The organism is Blautia sp. MSJ-9 (assembly GCF_018919065.1).
Taxonomy (GTDB): domain Bacteria; phylum Bacillota; class Clostridia; order Lachnospirales; family Lachnospiraceae; genus Blautia_A.
In genome coordinates this window covers 89,989-106,851 of sequence record NZ_JAHLQG010000043.1, presented here as the reverse complement: position 1 = coordinate 106,851, position 16,863 = coordinate 89,989, and the positions used below count along the sequence as shown (strand labels likewise).

Annotated in this window: 13 protein-coding genes and 1 pseudogene; all 14 read right to left on the bottom strand. The window is 44.0% G+C overall.

Annotated features, from left to right (window positions below; genetic code table 11):
• Positions 1 to 164: 164 nt before the first annotated feature.
• The 14 genes and pseudogenes from KQI87_RS12155 to hypF all read right to left on the bottom strand — a co-directional run bounded on the left by KQI87_RS12155 (position 165) and on the right by hypF (position 16,812).
• Positions 165 to 1,325: a M20 metallopeptidase family protein gene (locus KQI87_RS12155; protein WP_216460371.1), complete on the bottom strand. Its 1,161-nt coding sequence runs from the start codon at positions 1,323 to 1,325 to the stop codon at positions 165 to 167.
• Positions 1,326 to 1,390: 65 nt separating this feature from the next.
• Positions 1,391 to 2,707, bottom strand: coding sequence for a serine hydrolase (locus KQI87_RS12150; RefSeq protein ID WP_216460370.1), 1,317 nt, complete (start codon positions 2,705 to 2,707; stop codon positions 1,391 to 1,393).
• A gap of 152 nt (positions 2,708 to 2,859) precedes the next feature.
• Positions 2,860 to 4,728: a DNA helicase RecQ gene (recQ, locus tag KQI87_RS12145; RefSeq protein ID WP_253292504.1), complete on the bottom strand. Its 1,869-nt coding sequence runs from the start codon at positions 4,726 to 4,728 to the stop codon at positions 2,860 to 2,862.
• A gap of 158 nt (positions 4,729 to 4,886) precedes the next feature.
• Entirely contained in the window at positions 4,887 to 6,236 is a 1,350-nt protein-coding gene (locus KQI87_RS12140; RefSeq protein ID WP_216460368.1) for an MATE family efflux transporter, read from the bottom strand.
• A gap of 69 nt (positions 6,237 to 6,305) precedes the next feature.
• The gene (locus tag KQI87_RS12135) at positions 6,306 to 6,830 is read right to left on the bottom strand and encodes a GNAT family N-acetyltransferase (RefSeq protein WP_216460367.1); all 525 of its coding nucleotides are present in this window, start codon (positions 6,828 to 6,830) and stop codon (positions 6,306 to 6,308) included.
• Between the two features lie 251 nt (positions 6,831 to 7,081).
• Positions 7,082 to 7,738 carry an SDR family NAD(P)-dependent oxidoreductase gene (locus tag KQI87_RS12130; RefSeq protein WP_216460366.1) on the bottom strand — a complete coding sequence of 219 codons (657 nt, stop codon included), beginning with the start codon at positions 7,736 to 7,738 and terminating at the stop codon, positions 7,082 to 7,084.
• A gap of 388 nt (positions 7,739 to 8,126) precedes the next feature.
• Positions 8,127 to 9,326 (bottom strand): nitrogenase component 1, encoded by a 1,200-nt coding sequence (locus tag KQI87_RS12125; RefSeq protein ID WP_216460365.1) that lies wholly within the window; start codon positions 9,324 to 9,326, stop codon positions 8,127 to 8,129.
• Positions 9,323 to 10,660 carry a nitrogenase component 1 gene (locus KQI87_RS12120; protein WP_216460364.1) on the bottom strand — a complete coding sequence of 446 codons (1,338 nt, stop codon included), beginning with the start codon at positions 10,658 to 10,660 and terminating at the stop codon, positions 9,323 to 9,325. The genes KQI87_RS12125 and KQI87_RS12120 overlap by 4 nt, the downstream gene beginning before the upstream one ends.
• Before the next feature lie 170 nt (positions 10,661 to 10,830).
• Positions 10,831 to 11,577 (bottom strand): annotated as a pseudogene (locus KQI87_RS12115) (nitrogenase iron protein NifH); the annotation flags it as partial.
• On the bottom strand, positions 11,574 to 11,849 hold the full coding sequence (locus KQI87_RS12110; protein WP_216460362.1) for a TM1266 family iron-only hydrogenase system putative regulator: 276 nt from the start codon (positions 11,847 to 11,849) through the stop codon (positions 11,574 to 11,576). The pseudogene KQI87_RS12115 and the gene KQI87_RS12110, both read right to left, overlap by 4 nt.
• Positions 11,850 to 11,866: 17 nt before the next feature.
• Positions 11,867 to 12,874, bottom strand: a complete 1,008-nt coding sequence (gene hypE, locus KQI87_RS12105; protein WP_216460361.1) for a hydrogenase expression/formation protein HypE — start codon at positions 12,872 to 12,874, stop codon at positions 11,867 to 11,869.
• A gap of 91 nt (positions 12,875 to 12,965) precedes the next feature.
• Positions 12,966 to 14,039: a hydrogenase formation protein HypD gene (gene hypD / locus KQI87_RS12100; protein WP_216460360.1), complete on the bottom strand. Its 1,074-nt coding sequence runs from the start codon at positions 14,037 to 14,039 to the stop codon at positions 12,966 to 12,968.
• Positions 14,039 to 14,248 carry a HypC/HybG/HupF family hydrogenase formation chaperone gene (locus KQI87_RS12095; protein WP_118510825.1) on the bottom strand — a complete coding sequence of 70 codons (210 nt, stop codon included), beginning with the start codon at positions 14,246 to 14,248 and terminating at the stop codon, positions 14,039 to 14,041. Before KQI87_RS12095 ends, hypD begins: the two co-directional genes overlap by 1 nt.
• A 104-nt stretch (positions 14,249 to 14,352) precedes the next feature.
• Positions 14,353 to 16,812 (bottom strand): carbamoyltransferase HypF, encoded by a 2,460-nt coding sequence (gene hypF / locus KQI87_RS12090; RefSeq protein ID WP_216460359.1) that lies wholly within the window; start codon positions 16,810 to 16,812, stop codon positions 14,353 to 14,355.
• Between the last annotated feature and the right edge of the window lie 51 nt (positions 16,813 to 16,863).

The window sequence follows — 16,863 nt, the reverse complement described above, 5'->3', positions numbered from 1 at the left end:
GTCTGTGATAAGACGCTTTAGCAACATACATAAGCCCTCTCCACTGTAATTCAATGCGGTCCTGCCCGGATGACTTTGTATGTCATAGCAATATTATGGAATAATTTTTTATGATATAAAAAACAGCGAAGCAGATAAAATTCATCCACCTCGCTGTCTATCTTCTATAACCTTGTAATAATCTTATATAGTGCCTCTACACTATACGGCAGTATCCTCTCATCCAGCTGAAATTTCGGATGATGCAGAGGATGTTCTTGTCCCGGAATCCCTGCAAGAAATACGGAAAAAAGTCCTCTGGTCTCTTTGAAGTATCTGTAGGCATTATCCCCGGATAAAAACAGTTCATCTTCCCCTTCCAGAACAAATTTGTCTCCGAACACTTCCTCTCCCACTGCTTTTGCAGTCTCTACCAGTTCATCATCATTGGCAAATGCATACACTGGATCTTTTGGAAATTCCATACAGATCTGTGTTCCTGTCTGCTGTTCGATCTTCTTCAGACATTTCTCCAGTTCCTGTTCCAACGCCATATATGTTTTCTCATGAACAGCCCGGATGTTTCCATTCAATACTACATGGTCTGCAATGATATTTGTATATTCACCGCCATGGATCGTACCGGTTCCTATAATATATTTACCTGCATTAGGATGCTGTTTTCCGAAATTCTCACTCAGATCATGAATGGCATTTACCACCTGGGATGCAGCATAGATTGCATCAATTCCCTTGTCTGCCTCACACCAGTGGCTTGATTTTCCATGAACATGTATCTGCATGCTGTTGATCATCGAGGATGCCTGTCCCTGATGCACTGCCATTCCCAGTGTCATATCTGCAGCATAGTGAAACATCAGAAATGCATCTGCTTTTGGATTCTCCAGTGCTCCTGCCTGCAACATCCTCTTTGCGCCTTCACCAATCTCCTCCGCAGGTTCAAAGAGGAAACGCAGCCTTACCGGAAAGTTCTCCTGTTCCTCTGCCACAATCTTCGCCAGGATCAATGCTGATGCAAGAATACAATCATGTCCGCAGGCATGCATACATCCCTGATTCACGGACGCATAAGAAAGCCCCGTCTGCTCTTTTATAGGAAGTGCATCCATTTCCGCCCGGAGTACAATGAGTTTCTCCCGATCTATCAGGGAGGGAAGTTCTGCGATCAATCCCGTAGGTTCCACAGGTTTGATCACATATCCCAGTTTTTCCAAATATCTTCGGATATATGCCGATGTTTCCACTTCGTGGAGTGCAAGCTCTGGGTGCTGATGAAAATGGTGTCTCAGATTGATCAGTTCCTCTGTATAATTTTGGATATTCATACTCCCTCCTGTTTTTACCCCGCCAGACATATGATTCATGTACGGTTCTTATTGATTTTGGTAAATCAGTTATTCAATACCCTGTAAATTTTTGAAGACAGTGCGCGGATACCACTTACTCCGCTTCCCTCATAAGTCTGCGCAAAAATGCAGACAACATAATTTGTCTTTTTGCCGTAAACTATTGCCACGTCATTCTGGCAGCTGTCGTTTTCTCCGGTTTTGTTTGCGCATTTTGTTCCTGCTGGAAGTCCTGCCGGGATTTTCCATCTTCTTGTCTGTCGCAGCAAAAGATTTAACATCTCTTTTGAATATTTCGCAGACACACACTGGCCTTTATAAATTTTCTCCAGAATCAGTCCCGCATCTTTTGCAGATGCCATGTTTGTCTGACCATCCCAGGTAAAGGAAGAACTGGAAGGATGAAGACTGCTGTGGCATCCTGTTTTGGTACATCCCACTTTCTTCAGATATTGGTTGATCACGCTGCATCCATTTGTAAAGCTTCTGTAGGAACTGTTTCTTCGGACCAGTTCATTAAAGGATTCATTGTCGCTGACTGTGATCATGTCTTCCAGCAGACTGTTCACGCTGCTTGTCTTCTGAATTCTTCCACTTTTAATACCATCATAAGTTGCAGCCATTGTAAACAACTTGATTACACTGGCCGGCTTCATTGCTTTATCATTAATGGAAATCACATCACCTGTTTTGAGGTCTTTAACATATACAGACCATTCTCCGCTGTATCCATTGATCATTGACTGCAGCTGCTTTTTCAGACTGCTCAGAGACATTTCTTCTTTTTTACATTTGCGGCCATCACAGTCCACATAACTGCCATCCGGTGTCTTCATATTCTTTGCAATCTGACCGTCATCTTCCAGATAATACCCCTGCACCCATGTATTTACATACATTCTTCCAGTTCTGGAAAGATAATATTTCTTTTTTCCAATCTGGGTCCAGCCACGCTTATTTACCCAGAGTTTTCCGTTCTCTCCTCCGAAGTAATATTTTCCTTTAAAGCGTGTATCCATGATTTTGGTATCCAGCACATGAAATGTTCTTCGTAGATCCAGGATTCCTTTTTTATTAAATGCATAATAGCCGGTTGTGATATCGCTTCCTTTGGTCGTTTTCAGATACACAATCCTGGAGGATAAAATCTGTGCATCCTCCTCTTCATCTCCTGTTGTAAGATGCCAGGAATCGCCCTGCTTCTCCAGTACTGCTTTCACACTTCCGTTTACTTTTGCTGAAATTTCTTTCTTCGCTGCTGCCTGAGCCTGTACAGAAATTGCAAAAAAGCAGAATACCGCAAGCATGCAGACCAGAACTTTTGTGATTCTTCCTGTTTTCTTCTCCATCTTTATTTCCATTTCTCGTTTCCTTCTTTTGTTTTCTTTTCTTGTTTTTTTCTTTCGTTTTCCTGTGATTCTTTTATTTCATGATATCAGAGTCAAAAAGCCGTTCGTGCTTGCACGATAAGGCATTTGAACTTGGGGCCCTAACCTCATTTCATCTGTATGTCTCAGGATTCAGGCATACTCAAAACTGCATCAGGGCGGTCTCTGCAGAAATTCTGAATTTCTTCCAGAAATCTCTGACCATATTTCTTTAACTTATTTTCTCCCACACCGGAAACTTCCAACATTTCGGATTCATTGGACGGCTTCTTCACACACATATCGATCAGCGTCTTGTCACTGAATACAATATATGGCGGCATGGACTCTTCCCGTGCGATTTCCAGACGCAGTTTCCGCAATGCTTCAAATAAATCATAGCCTGCAGATGTAAGTGCATCTGTACTGCGTTTTCGGACAGATTTTGCGGTCTTTTTCTTTTTATCCGGCTCTTTTTCTTCATAAGTACGCATGACTACGTGCGTATTTTCATCTTTTAAAGGAGTAATATTTCCCAGTCTCAGAACACTGTAACGTTCCTGTGTCTGGTATAAATATCCCATTTCTACCATCTGGCTGATCAGGGTTCTGAGTTCTGCTTCGCTGTGATCACTCAATGCACCATAAGATTTATACTTATCTGTTCCGAGTTCCCGCAGGCGTGCCCGCTTTGCCCCTATAAGTGTGCCCAGTACGATTGTCAGTCCGTATCTTCCTCTGGTTTCTGCCACGCAGTTGACTACCTGTTTTGCTTCTGCTGTCATATCTACTTCATGGTATTCCCGATGACAGTTTCCACAATTGTCACATGGACCTGATGTCTTCTCCCCGAAATATTCCAGAATATAATTTCTCAGACATCCTGTTGTCTTACAGTAGCCTTCCATGATCTGAAGTCTGCGGATATCCCTCTGACGGATCAGATATTCATCGTCCTCCTCCACATCAGAGAAATCTTTGTTATCCAGAAGCATCCTGTTGATCATTACATCCTGCGGAGAAAACAGCAAAATGCACTGGGAATTTTCCCCGTCACGACCTGCACGTCCTGCTTCCTGATAGTAATTCTCCATGCTCTGCGGCATATTATAATGGATCACATAACGCACATTCGATTTATCAATTCCCATTCCAAAAGCATTCGTCGCCACGATCACCGGCGTTCTGTCATAAATGAAATCGTCCTGGTTCTGCTTTCTGCTCTCATTGTTAAGTCCTGCATGATATCTGGTAACAGGAACACCTTTTTTGAAGAGCATTTCAAACAGGTTATCTACATTCTTTCTTGTTGCACAGTAAATGATTCCACTTTCTGTCGGATGTTTCTCTATATATTCCATCACAAAGTCATCTTTACGGCGGATATTTTCTACACTGTAATATAAATTCTTTCTGTCAAATCCGGTAACAACAACTGCCGGATCAAACAGATTTAAGGTACAGAGAATATCATTCTTTACTTCTTCTGTGGCTGTCGCTGTAAATGCGCTGACGATTGGTCTTTTGGGAAGATTACGGACAAATTCTACAATTTTGAGATAGCTCGGGCGGAAGTCCTGTCCCCACTGGGAAATACAGTGTGCTTCGTCCACCGTTATCATAGAAATTTCTACATGTCTGGCAAATTCCAGAAATTCGTAGTTTTCCAGACGTTCAGGAGCCACATAGATGATTTTGTATCTTCCCCCAGCTGCCAGATACAGAGCTTTGCTGATCTGATTTTCCGTGAGGGAAGAATTAATAAATGCAGCATGGATCCCCGCCTCATTCAGGGCTTTTACCTGATCCTGCATCAGAGAGATCAGCGGGGAAATTACAAGTGTAATGCCCGGCAGCATAAGCGCCGGAATCTGATAGCAGATAGATTTACCTGCTCCTGTCGGCATGATTGCAAGCACATCCTGATGTTTCAGGATGGACTCCACAATACTCTCCTGCCCTTCTCTGAATGTATCGTAGCCAAAATACGTCTTTAAGGTTTGTAATGCGTTCAACTTTTTCTCACCTTCCATTCAGTTAAGTTATCATTTTACGTAATATAATCCATAATACGGTCATTCATCCGCTGTATTTTGTTACTGTTCACTCCGTTTTCAGTAATACATTTTGCAGAACAGCAACTGTATTTTTTTTTCATTTTATCACACTTCTTCTAATGCGTCAGGTCTTTTACCCATTTACATTTTCGAAAATGATACAGCACCCACGGCAGTTTACCAACCTCATCAATGCAAGTACATGCATATACGAGCACTACAGGCCAGTGGAAAAAGTAAGTTCCTGCTACAGCCAGTGGAATTGCCAGACACCACATACACACTGCAAGGCTGTACATATCAAACATAGTGTCCCCACCGGCTCCAAAGATTCCGTTGATCGTAACATCATTCACTGCACGTCCAATCATATAAACCGCAATAACTGCAAACATTCCCTTCAGATATCCTGCTGCCTGCGGTGTCAGTTTCACAAAATGTAGAATAATCGGTGCCGATATCACCATCAAAAGTGCCATAGCAGCTCCACATACCAGTGAAATCTTCAGCAGGCGAATGCCGTAAGCCTTTCCTCTCTCCAGATTTCCGGCTCCCAGTTCATTTCCTACCATAATTCCTGCAGCACTGGAGATTCCGGCACTGAAGCAGCAGATCATATCTCTTACAACTGCTGCCACAGAATTTGCGGCTGCCGCATCTACTCCAAGATGCCCCATAAAGGAAGAATAGGAAGTAAATCCGACTCCCCAAAACAAACATGCTCCCAGAAGTGGAAGTGCACATTTCCGGAAGTCCTGCGATAACTGCTTATCTCTCTGGAATAACTGATCCATATTCGGATGAATATATCCTTTTCTATAAGAAACAGCTATGGAACATGCAAGTTCAATGATCCTTGCGATCAGAGTTGCCACTGCCGCACCTCTTACTCCCATCGGAGTAATTCCGAATGCTCCGTAAATAAATACTGCGTTCAGGATAATATTGATACATACAGTCGCAGAACTGATCACTGCGGTTGTCTTTGCATGCTCGCTGGTCTTCATGATAACGAGGTAGCACTGTGAAATTCCTGTAAGCAGATAGGAAAATCCTGCAATTCTCAGATAACTGATACCATAATCAATCAGTACACTCTCATTTGTAAAGATCAACATGAGATATTTTCCGAAGAAAACACATCCTGCAAAGAATATCACGGACACCAGTCCGCATAAGCGAAGTGCCATACAGAAGATGGCATCCAGAGTCTTAATGTCGCCTTTTCCCCAGTACTGTGCCCCCAGAATTCCGAGACTTGCAGTTGCCGCTGACAGAAACATGTTCTGGATAAACTGGATCTGTGTTGCCAGGGAAACGGCAGACATATAATTCTGATCCATTCCTCCAAGCATAAATGCATCCGCTACTGCTACCAGAGCCAGCATCAGATTCTGCAGCACGATAGGGATCATCAGACTCCATAATTTGTTGTAAAATGCATGGTCTTTTTCTCTTTTCATCATTTGCTCTTTCTATATTATTATTCGGGCAGGTAAAAATATCCGCTTCACTACTTACTTAATCATTCAAAGTTACAATTCATATAACATATCATGCCATTCTTCGCCACCCCATGAAGAGCCTGAGATTCCCAGATCCTTGTATCCCATTTTAGTGTACATCTCCACTTTGTTATCCAGACAGGTAAGAAAAACTTTCTCTCTGCCGTTTTCTTTCTCTCTTCTCAGATACTGATGCATCAGTTCTCTTGCGAGTCCCTGCCCTCTGTATTCCGGCAGTACGTCAAGCCCCAGAAGCATAATGTTCTTTCCATTCCGGTTGTTTAACGTAACATCTGTGAAAAATTCATCACGGAAAACTTCCTCATCTGTTGCGCTTCCATTTAAAAAACCGGCTATTTTGCCAGTCTTTTTATCCACTGCGACCAGAAAGAGTTCTGAAACTTTCTGTATTCTTTCTGTCATATGCTTCTCTGAGCACGCCTCATTTGGCGGAAAACAGATCTGTTCTATCTGTACTGCCTGATCTGTTTCTTCCGGTCTGATATTACGGAATTCATATTTCTCCATAATTGTTTCACTGATAAATTCCTTCATTTCTTTTTCCTCATCCAAAAATTATTCTAATACTCCCTTTTATCAACTTACTGACCGCACAAAGAAAAGTAAAGCTTTTCGCAGGGTGTATTCATTTCATTATACTGTAAAATATTCGATTTCTCAATGAATATTATCGCCGGAACGAATAAAAACAGAGATACCTGCTTTTTACAAGTATCTCTGCTCGCTATTGGTAAAACAGATAAAATTCTCCTCTTTGCCCCTTACCTGATCTGGTTAAACAATAACTACTCCTCCGGCCATACAAAATGCGCATTTCCCGCTTCCAGACCATCTATCAGGATATTCTGTCCGGTGCAGAAACGGTTTGTGACTGTCATAAAATAGGCCCAGTCTGCAGCTTCTTCTACTGTCATCCAGCGTTTCAGAGGGGTCTGCTCCATGATCTCGCTCCACAAAGCTTCATCCTCCATAACCGGTTTATTCAGTTCCGTCAGAACGCCTCCGAAATCAAGGCTGTTGCAGGTTGCTCCATATTTTGCAATGCGGAGAGCAACATTCTTTGTATAGGAAAGGACTCCTCCTTTACTTGCAACATATTCCGGAAATTCAGAACCGTTATGCCCACTGGCAGAACCAATCATAAGGACTGCTTTAATCCCCGGATGTATTCCATATTTCTCGGTAATGGCAATCGTTCCTTTTAAATTTACATCGATATCCTCTTCGTTCTGCACCCCTGCATTGTTGACCACAATGTCAAATGGCTCTAATTCCGGATACTGCGCCTTATCGCGGATATCCATACAGATATGTGTATAACTCTCATGCTGTATGGATGCTTTCCTGCGGTCAATCCCGATAACTGTATGTCCTTCTTTCAAAAATTTATCTGCAATACCCTTTCCAATCCCGGAATTTGTACCCGTGATCAGTACTCTCATATTCAGATCCTCCATTTTTCTGCCTGTGTATTCTTGTATTTATTTAATCTTATCATATTCACCTGAGAAATTATCCTCGTATTATTCCTGCGTTTTTGATACCTTCTTTGTCCTATGTTTCTTTGCCTCATACAGACTCTCATCAGCACGGGATAATGCATCATGTAGTGATATTTTTTCATCTATTTCCCGGGCAGAACAACCAAATTTACATCTGCTTCCTTTGCTGCATCTTATATTCTTTTCCTCATCATAAACAGATTAAGCGGATAAAACCGCTCTGTTCTCAGTAACGTATATGTAAGTCAAGTATACTCTCCACTGTAAGTTCATGTCAAACGGATATATAACAATTCTTTCTTCTCCCCTGCAACAATGTTACAGTTCACTATAAATATATTCTTCCCGAAAATGCTACATGCGGAAGTTCATAAAAGGTGCTGCTCTTTGGACAGATTGGTCGGTACAGTGGGTCTGCTACGATGATTTTGGAATCTTTCAGTGCTTCTTCCATTGCTTCTTCTCCCAGTACTACTTTGTCTTTTTTGCCAAGTAAAGCTTCGCATCCTTTCAACGGACAGAATACACGGGTCGAATGTCCATATTTCTTTTCGATACCTGCTGCCAGCGATCCCATCGTGACAGGTTCTCCAATCAGAGTGATCTCTGCATTCTGCCGCATGCGGTTCTGCAGATATATAGCCGCAGGGTCTGCCTGCTGTGCAGCTGAAGCCCCGTCTGTGACTGTAGAGTACTGCTCGATTGTAGACTGCTGTGTAGTTACAGACTGCTGTGTTTCTGCAGTGCATCGCGCGATTGCTGTCTCCAATGCATTTGAAATATCTTCTGCCAGCCACTGGTTTGGCGTTCCGATCACATATGGTATTTTGTATCTTTCCCAGAGGACCTTTGCCGCCCGCAGTCCCACTGCAGACACCACCAGATTGACGGCTGCTTCCCCTGCTTTTTGCAGAGTTTCCAGGTCATCTCCCATCGCCCATGTAGATAAAACGTTCCATCCGTATTTTTTCAGATTTTCTTTTAATACTTCTACGTTTTCCTGTGGTCCAAAATCCAGTGGTGTCACACCTAATAGATTTACACTTTTTAAAGAAGATCGGTCTTTTTCCTGCCTGTCAGGCTCTTTAACAAACCGCCGGGCGATTTGTTCCAGTGCAATTCCTGCTCCATAGATGTAATCATTCATGCCATTTGTCGGCACAGAAAATGTCGGAATTCCGGTTTCTGTCTCGATCACACGCGCAATTGCCGGGAAATCCGTTCCATTCATAAATGGGATCGGTGAGCCTGCCAGTGCGATAAATTTCGGGTGCAGTTCACGGGCTGCATGCTCGATATCGTCAATAAATTTCCGGTCATTTCCCATAATCGCATCGATTTCTGTAAGTCCTGAAATAAAGATCAGGCTGTCCTGATCATACCAGCGGATCTCATCATGGGTATTGTATGTAGAATTGCATCCGGAAGGGTCATGCATCACTGTCATTCCGCCAAGTTCATACAGTGCGGAACAGACACCAGATACATCTGCCGTATAAATTGGTATGATTCGATAAGATTGTCTCATAGGCAGCACTCGCACCCCCATCCTTTTTGCACTACAAGTTTCTCTGTATCCTTTTCTTCTCGATACGCCTCCATCATCAGCTCCGCCGTTCTTCTGATCCCGTCAAATCCATACAGACCTTCTCCCTGTACCAGATTGACAAAGTGGCGGCTTCGGCTGAAATAGGCTGCTTTCTGTCCAATGGCAAGCATTTCTTCACTGCCACCTCTTGGCAGTACACGCATCTTCACCTGAATGGTTGCGATCAGTTCAAGTTCCGGCGCATGCTTCTGCAGCCAGAGAAACTCCTCTCTTTCCTCCGGACTGATTCCATCCAGATAAACTGCTTTCACACAAAATCCATGTGTCAGAAGTAGCTTTGCCAGTCCAAGGGGTCTTGGATGATATAGATAGTCTAAAGTGACAGGCATATCTTTAATCAGCTCTTTTGCTCTTGCCAGCACTTCCTCACAGTTTTCTCGTTCATGCGCTAATTCGTCTTCTGTTAATTCCGGCAGTCCAAGTGCATCTGTCAGCTGTTTTAACTGTTTTTCAATTTCATCATAGTCAAAACTGCCAGGCAGATACAGATGCTCACGTCCCAAGCGCTCCGCCTGTGCTTCCATTCCGTATTTTCCTGCCGGATAGCAGTCGATAAACAGACTGCCTTTGCTCATATCCAGCAGATCCTGCCATGTTTTACAGGCTGGCAGTTCTCTCACTGTATACTCATATCGTTTTAATAAACGCTTGATATCACTGCTCTCATCCAGCACAAAATCACTGCCAAAGACAGATACTGTTTTCATGTTCGGTTTGCAGGCCGGAAGCGGATCATACATTGCTTTGCGCAGCTTCTGATCCGGAGTTAGTCCATGCTTCTGCATGATTGGGTCCATGTAACAACGGATAAAACAGATATCCGGGAAACGATACTCCAGTTCACTGTAAATATAGTCCAGATTGCTTCCCACAAAATGATGCAGACAAACCGTAAACAGTAAAACAGCCTTTGGGTGATCTCCGCGTTTGTTCAGCACGTCTGTCACGCCCTCAATAGTAATATCCTCCAGATTGCTGTTTAAGAGATCCTGTTCTTCCAGGATTACAAAGGAAAAACGTTCTGCCGCGTTCATCTCTGCTGCTGTCAGCACAACGCCCCGCATACAGTTATCTGCACAGACATAAATCTGAATGGATTCCGGAACCTGCATCCCTGTATGTACAATATTCCAGTTGCCATGCACCGGAGAATTATATTCCAGCTCCGAAGCAAATGGCGCCGGGAAGGAAGCATCTTTTATTTTTACCACTGCGCCTTTCGGATCAACCGTTTCACCCATACGACGTAACATTACACATCCTCCTGTGTCTGTCCATTCATGCATTCATTTATATGTTCATTCATACGTTCGTCCGTATATTTATCCATATGCTCGTCTATATATTTATCCATATGCTCATCCATACATTTACGCATATATTCATCCCTTACAACATCGTTTTCATCTTTCAAAACACCACCACATATCCGGTACATCTGCACCGCAAGTGCACGGTATTCCTCTGCCATTTCACTTTCAGGATAGCACTCCATCAATGTTTTCTGCTGTTCTTCCGCCAACGCTACCTGACTGCTGTGTGATAACGTACCAATAACTGCTGTCTGGAAATCATCTGCCAGTTCTACCACTTTTTTTTCTTCCCTCGGAACATCCCTGCGGTTCAAAATCAGTCCGCCAAGCCCTGCATATCCACGATTTTTAAAGTTCTGCACTGCCATGGCAATATTTGCCGCCGCATGAATCGCCATATTTTCCCCGGATGTAAGAATAAATACTTTGTCAGCGTAACCATTTCGCATCGGCATGGAAAATCCTCCACAGACTACATCTCCAAGTACATCATATAAAACCACATCCGGTTTGTATACCTCATAGGCTCCCAGTTCTTTCAGCTTTTCCAGCGCCGTGATGATTCCACGACCTGCACAGCCAAGCCCTGGCGTCGGTCCTCCGGCTTCCACACAGATGACATTATTATAGCCAATGCGTATCATATCTTCTAACTGCAGTGATTGCTTTTTTTTGTTATATAAATCGAGCACTGCCGGAACTGCTTCTCCGTGACGAAGTAAAATGGTAGAATCCGCTTTCGGATCGCATCCGATCTGCATCACTCTAAGCCCCATCTCAGCCAATGCTGCCGCTACATTGGAAACAGTCGTAGATTTTCCAATTCCGCCTTTTCCATATACTGCGATCCTGATCAATCCTTTATTCCTCCTTCCGCCGGAGTAATGACCTTTGAATATGCTGTTTTTGCAGATACTCCTTTTAAATGTCCGATTTTTCCGGAAAGTGCACTGATCTTATCCTGCGGTGCATCGATTGCAATGCTGATAATACTAATCCCTTTCGAGCGGTATGGGATACCCATTCTGCCAATAATATACTGACGTGCCTCATGAAGCAGGGTATTTAATTCTTCGATCGCATCTTCCTGTTCTACAATAATTGAAATAACTGCCACTCTGGTGTCCATGCCCTGATTCCTCCTGTTTAACAGATTCTTGGTAACAGCTCTCCTCCCGGCTGTGGAAGCAGTGCCTGTGTGCCGATCTCAGTCTCCATGATAACTCTTCCAGGTTCTTCTGCGATCACTTCACCGATGATCGCTGCATTTTCGGAATATGGACATTTTCGCAAGGTTTCTACAATTCCTTCAGCCTCTTCCTTTGGCGCCATAATGACAAGTCTTCCCTCACATGCCAGGTATAAAGGTTCCAGTCCAAGCATTCCACAGACTCCTTTTACTTCCGGCTGTACCGGAACTGCTGCTGCATTTAAGCGAATACCCACGTTACTCTGTCCTGCAATCTCATACAGGACAGTTCCGACACCGCCTCTGGTTGCATCACGGATCACGTGCAGATTGTGTGTGGTATCCATGACTGCTTTTACCGTATTCCATAAAGGTGCACAGTCACTGGTCACGTCCGCATCAATTCCAAAATCTTCTCTCTCTAACAGAATCGTGCATCCATGGCGTCCGATATCACCGGTTACAATGATCGCATCCCCCGGTTTTGCCAGTTCTCCGCCAACGATTACTCCTTCTTCGATCTCACCCATTCCGGTCGTAGTGATAAAGACTCCGTCCACCTGGCCTTTTCCTGCAACCTTTGTATCTCCTGATACGATATGTACTCCTGCTTCTTTTGCCGTTTTCTCCATGGCTGCAGCAATTTCTTCCAGTTTTTCCATCGGAAATCCCTCTTCAATTACAAATGCGCAGGTAAGATACAATGGTTTTGCTCCCATGCAGGCAAGGTCATTGACAGTTCCGCAGATAGACAATTTTCCGATATTTCCTCCCGGAAAGAACGCCGGAGATACGATGAAACCATCGGTAGATACTGCCATTTTGCCTGTAGGAGGAACTAATACTGCTGCATCATCAGCTGTCAGATCCTTGTTCGCAAAATGTGCTTTAAACACCTGGTCGATCAGTTCAGAGGTCTGTTTTCCACCGGCTCCGTGTGCCATTGTTACTGTTTTATTTTCCATGATGATTTCCTTCTTTCTTATCAAGATAATTCCCATCGCCAAATGCGATTTTCAATAGATTTTGGCTCATAACTGTGAATATACTGAACAGTTATGAATACTGATAGTATGCAGAACAGGCGCCTTCGCCGGATACCATGCAGGCTCCGACCGGATGCTGCGGTGTACAGCCTTTTCCAAATACTTTACAGTCAGATGGTTTGCATTTTCCCTGCAACACATCCCCGCAGCGACAGGCCGGGTTTGGTTTTCCTTCAATCTTCGGCATCTGATATTTGATACGTGCATCGAAATTCTGCCATTCCTGTCTTAATTTCATGCCGGATGCAGGAATCACACCCAGACCTCTCCATTCACAGTCACATGCTTCCATCATCTCATCTACAAGCACCTGTGCTTCCCTGCTTCCATCCTGTGTCACCACACGCGGATAACAGTTTACAAAAAACGGCTTTCCTTCCTGAAATTTTACCAGTGCAACTGCCAGTGCTGTCATCAGCTCTTTTGCAGTAAATCCTGCCACAACACCACTGACTCCTTCTTCTGTCAGTGCTTCGCACAGACGTGTTCCTGTAATGGCGTTGACATGTCCCGGATATAAAAATACATCCGCACTGCCTTTTAACACCTCATAAGCCTGAGGCATGGTTTTGTTGGCAGTTAATATTGAGTAATTATCCAACCCGTTTTCTTTTGCAGCTTTTACTGAAAGACAACTTGCCGGTGTCGTTGTTTCAAATCCGACTGAAAGAAATGTCACCTGTTTGTCCGGATGTTCTCTGGCATATTTTTCCGCATCTGCCGGAGAATATACGACGTGAATGTCAGCCCCTTGTTCACGGGCTCCTGCAAGGCTCATCTTTGTTCCCGGCACACGTACCAGGTCACCAAATGTACAGATGGTAACTCCTTTTTCCAGTGCCAGATAAATCGCTTCGTCAATAAAGCTGACCGGAGTTACACATACCGGACATCCCGGTCCGGAGATCAGTTCCACCTGTTCAGGAAGCAATCTGCGGATTCCCAGTCGGAAGATCTCATGAGTGTGCGTACCGCATACTTCCATGATCCGTACCTTTGGGCCATCATAATTTTCAATGATCTCTCTGGCGGTTTTCCTTTCGGTTTTCTCTTCGCTCTTCTTTTCACATTTCTCCTCTGCCATTATAAAAATTCCTCCATGAGCTGCTCGGTTTCACTGTCGTCTTCATCGGTGATCTTTGCAATTGCCACACCTGCGTGAACCATAACATAATCTCCAGGCTCCAGATCTTCCAGAAGCTGAGAAGAAACCTCTCTTTTGGCACCGCCTGCGTCGATGAGCGCTGTGCCATTACTGATTTTTACTACTTTTGCTGATAATCCTACACACATCTTTATATCCTCCTACCGTTCGATCAAACGGATAAAAGCATCCGCTTTGTTATTTATTCATACCCTAAGAACTGCTTCGCAGTTTATCTGGTCAAATTAATATGTTACTGTTCGCTACTATTTTTAAAAGCGCATGATTCAGAACAAGGTGAACAATTATATCGATACATCCCATATGCTGCCTGTCCGATCGCGATTCCTCCATCATTTGGCGGGATCATGTGATGCCGCAACACTTCAAAACCTTCCTGTTTAAGTCGTTCTTCTGTCAGGCGCAGCAGTAATCGGTTCTGAAATACACCGCCGCTCAGTGCGACTTTATTTCTGCCACTGCTGTTACGTGCTTCGCTACAGACTGCTACAATCTGCTCTGCCAGTACCTGATGAAAAAGATATGCCAGCCTGCCGCTGTCTGCACCTTGCATTTTTTCTTCTACAATCTGTTGTATCAACATTCTGGTATTTAAAATGAAACGTTCCTCGTTTTTATACACCAGCTTGTCCAGTTCCTCATTTCCGCTCAGATTTTCAACTACTTCAATATCCTGCAGTTCATATTCTTTTTTTTGCTGTTCGCATTCTCGCTGTTCACAATTTCCCTGTTTATATTTTTGCTGTTCATATTTTTTCTGTTCATATGCTTCTGCTGCAAACTCCAATGCCATCGATGCTTCACCCTCAAAACTTGACTGGCGCCTGATACCCAGAATCGCACTGACTGCATCAAAAAGCCTTCCCACACTGGTTGAAATCACTGCATTGATCTTACGGTCTGCCATGGTAAACTGCACTTTGCTTTCCTGTTCGCTGCAAAGTCCAAGCTTTTCAATAATCTTCCATGCCTGTTCGCGGTCTTTTGTATATCCATAGATCATAGATACCGCAATACGCCAGCCCTCTTTTGCAGAAGCGTCACCGCCAATCTGCAAAAACGGGGTAATATTTCCAAATCTTGTAAAATTCTCATAATCTGCCAGCAGAACCTCGCCACCCCAGATCGTACCGTCCGTTCCATATCCGGTTCCGTCAAAAGCAACTCCAATGACCGGATCGTGGCAGTCATTTTCTGTCATACAGGACAAAATATGCGCATAATGATGCTGCACCTGGATCATCGGATAACCGAGTTCCTTCGCTACAACCGTGGAGTTATACTTCGGATGCATATCACAGACCACCACCTGTGGCTTTACTTCCAGCAATGTCTGAAACCGGTGAATCGTTTCCTGCAATGCTTTTACAGTTCTCAGATCTTCCAGATCTCCCACATATGGAGACGGATAAAATCGACTGTCCACACCAATGCAAAACGTATTTTTCAGTTCTCCACCAACAGCAAGCACCTGCCCTTTCCAGTCTGTTGATGTCATAAACGGCAGCGGTGCATAGCCTCTGGACCTCCGGATCATGTATGGTTCGTTTTTATAAAAATCCATCACCGTATCATCTGCCCGGATCCTGATTTTTCGATCATGCGATAACATCGCATCACACAAATGTGACAATTCAGCAACTGCTTCCTCATCTTCCCGGCAGATTGGAGCCCCGGATGTGTTCCCACTGGTCATCACCAGAAGATCCGGCATTTCGATTCCATCATCATACTGGAAAATCAGCAACTGCACCGGTGCATAGGGAAGCATCACTCCAACTTTCGGATTTTCCGGTGCTACAGAAGCTGCCAGTCTGCCGCTGTTTTTTCTGTCCAGCAGCAGGATTGGTTTCTGATGTCCGGTAAGAATTTCCTCCTGTTCCGGTGTCACAACACATTCCCGTTTTACCACTGATTCATCCTTTGCCATCACCGCAAAAGGCTTGGCAGGACGTTTCTTTAATGTACGCAGACGTTTAACCGCTTCTTCATTTGTCGCATCGCAACACAAATGAAAACCTCCGATTCCTTTGATCGCTACAATTTTACCTTCACTGATCATCCGGCGTGTATATGTAATTGCATCACGCCCTCTCTCAGTTCTGCCGATCAGATATACCTCCGGTCCGCATTCATTGCAGCACACCGGCTGCGCATCATAGCGCCTCGTTTTCTCATCGAAATATTCTTTCGCACAGTCCGGGCACATCGGAAACTCTTTCATACTTGTACGTTCCCTGTCATATGGCAGTGAATCCAGAATCGTAAGTCTCGGTCCGCAGCAGGTACAGTTGATAAACGGATGCAGATAGCGCCGGTTTTTCGGATCAAACATTTCTTCTTTGCATTCTTCACAGATTGCAATATCCGGGGAAACGAATATCTCTCCCTTTGTTTTCTCACTTTCGATGATATCGAATATTTCGAAATGTACTGCTGTCTCTGCTGTAACATCTTTTGTATTTATTTTTAAGATAGCCGCACGTTTCGGCGGATGTTCTTTCAGTTCATTCAGGAATCCATCGATCTGTTCTTTTGTACCCTGCGCAAAAATTTCCACATATGGTCCTTTATTACAGACAGTTCCGCAAATCCCATGAGTCGTCGCATGGCGGCTTACTGTTGGCCGAAAACCAACTCCCTGAACAATACCGTATACCCGGATACGCCAGGTCATCTCCTCTTTATTCATACACTTCTCCCACCGAACTCATACGATCATAGTCACAATGATCGTGGCTGT

Bases quoted from the DNA above. Each gene is read 5' to 3' on its own strand.
- KQI87_RS12155 (WP_216460371.1), bottom strand. From the start codon at position 1,325: ATGAATATCCAAAATTATACAGAGGAACTGATCAATCTGAGACACCAT.
- KQI87_RS12150 (WP_216460370.1), bottom strand. From the start codon at position 2,707: ATGGAAATAAAGATGGAGAAGAAAACAGGAAGAATCACAAAAGTTCTG.
- KQI87_RS12140 (WP_216460368.1), bottom strand. From the start codon at position 6,236: ATGATGAAAAGAGAAAAAGACCATGCATTTTACAACAAATTATGGAGT.
- KQI87_RS12135 (WP_216460367.1), bottom strand. From the start codon at position 6,830: ATGAAGGAATTTATCAGTGAAACAATTATGGAGAAATATGAATTCCGT.
- KQI87_RS12130 (WP_216460366.1), bottom strand. From the start codon at position 7,738: ATGAGAGTACTGATCACGGGTACAAATTCCGGGATTGGAAAGGGTATT.
- KQI87_RS12125 (WP_216460365.1), bottom strand. From the start codon at position 9,326: ATGAGACAATCTTATCGAATCATACCAATTTATACGGCAGATGTATCT.
- KQI87_RS12120 (WP_216460364.1), bottom strand. From the start codon at position 10,660: ATGTTACGTCGTATGGGTGAAACGGTTGATCCGAAAGGCGCAGTGGTA.
- KQI87_RS12110 (WP_216460362.1), bottom strand. From the start codon at position 11,849: ATGGACACCAGAGTGGCAGTTATTTCAATTATTGTAGAACAGGAAGAT.
- hypE (WP_216460361.1), bottom strand. From the start codon at position 12,874: ATGGAAAATAAAACAGTAACAATGGCACACGGAGCCGGTGGAAAACAG.
- hypD (WP_216460360.1), bottom strand. From the start codon at position 14,039: ATGGCAGAGGAGAAATGTGAAAAGAAGAGCGAAGAGAAAACCGAAAGG.
- KQI87_RS12095 (WP_118510825.1), bottom strand. From the start codon at position 14,248: ATGTGTGTAGGATTATCAGCAAAAGTAGTAAAAATCAGTAATGGCACA.
- hypF (WP_216460359.1), bottom strand. From the start codon at position 16,812: ATGAATAAAGAGGAGATGACCTGGCGTATCCGGGTATACGGTATTGTT.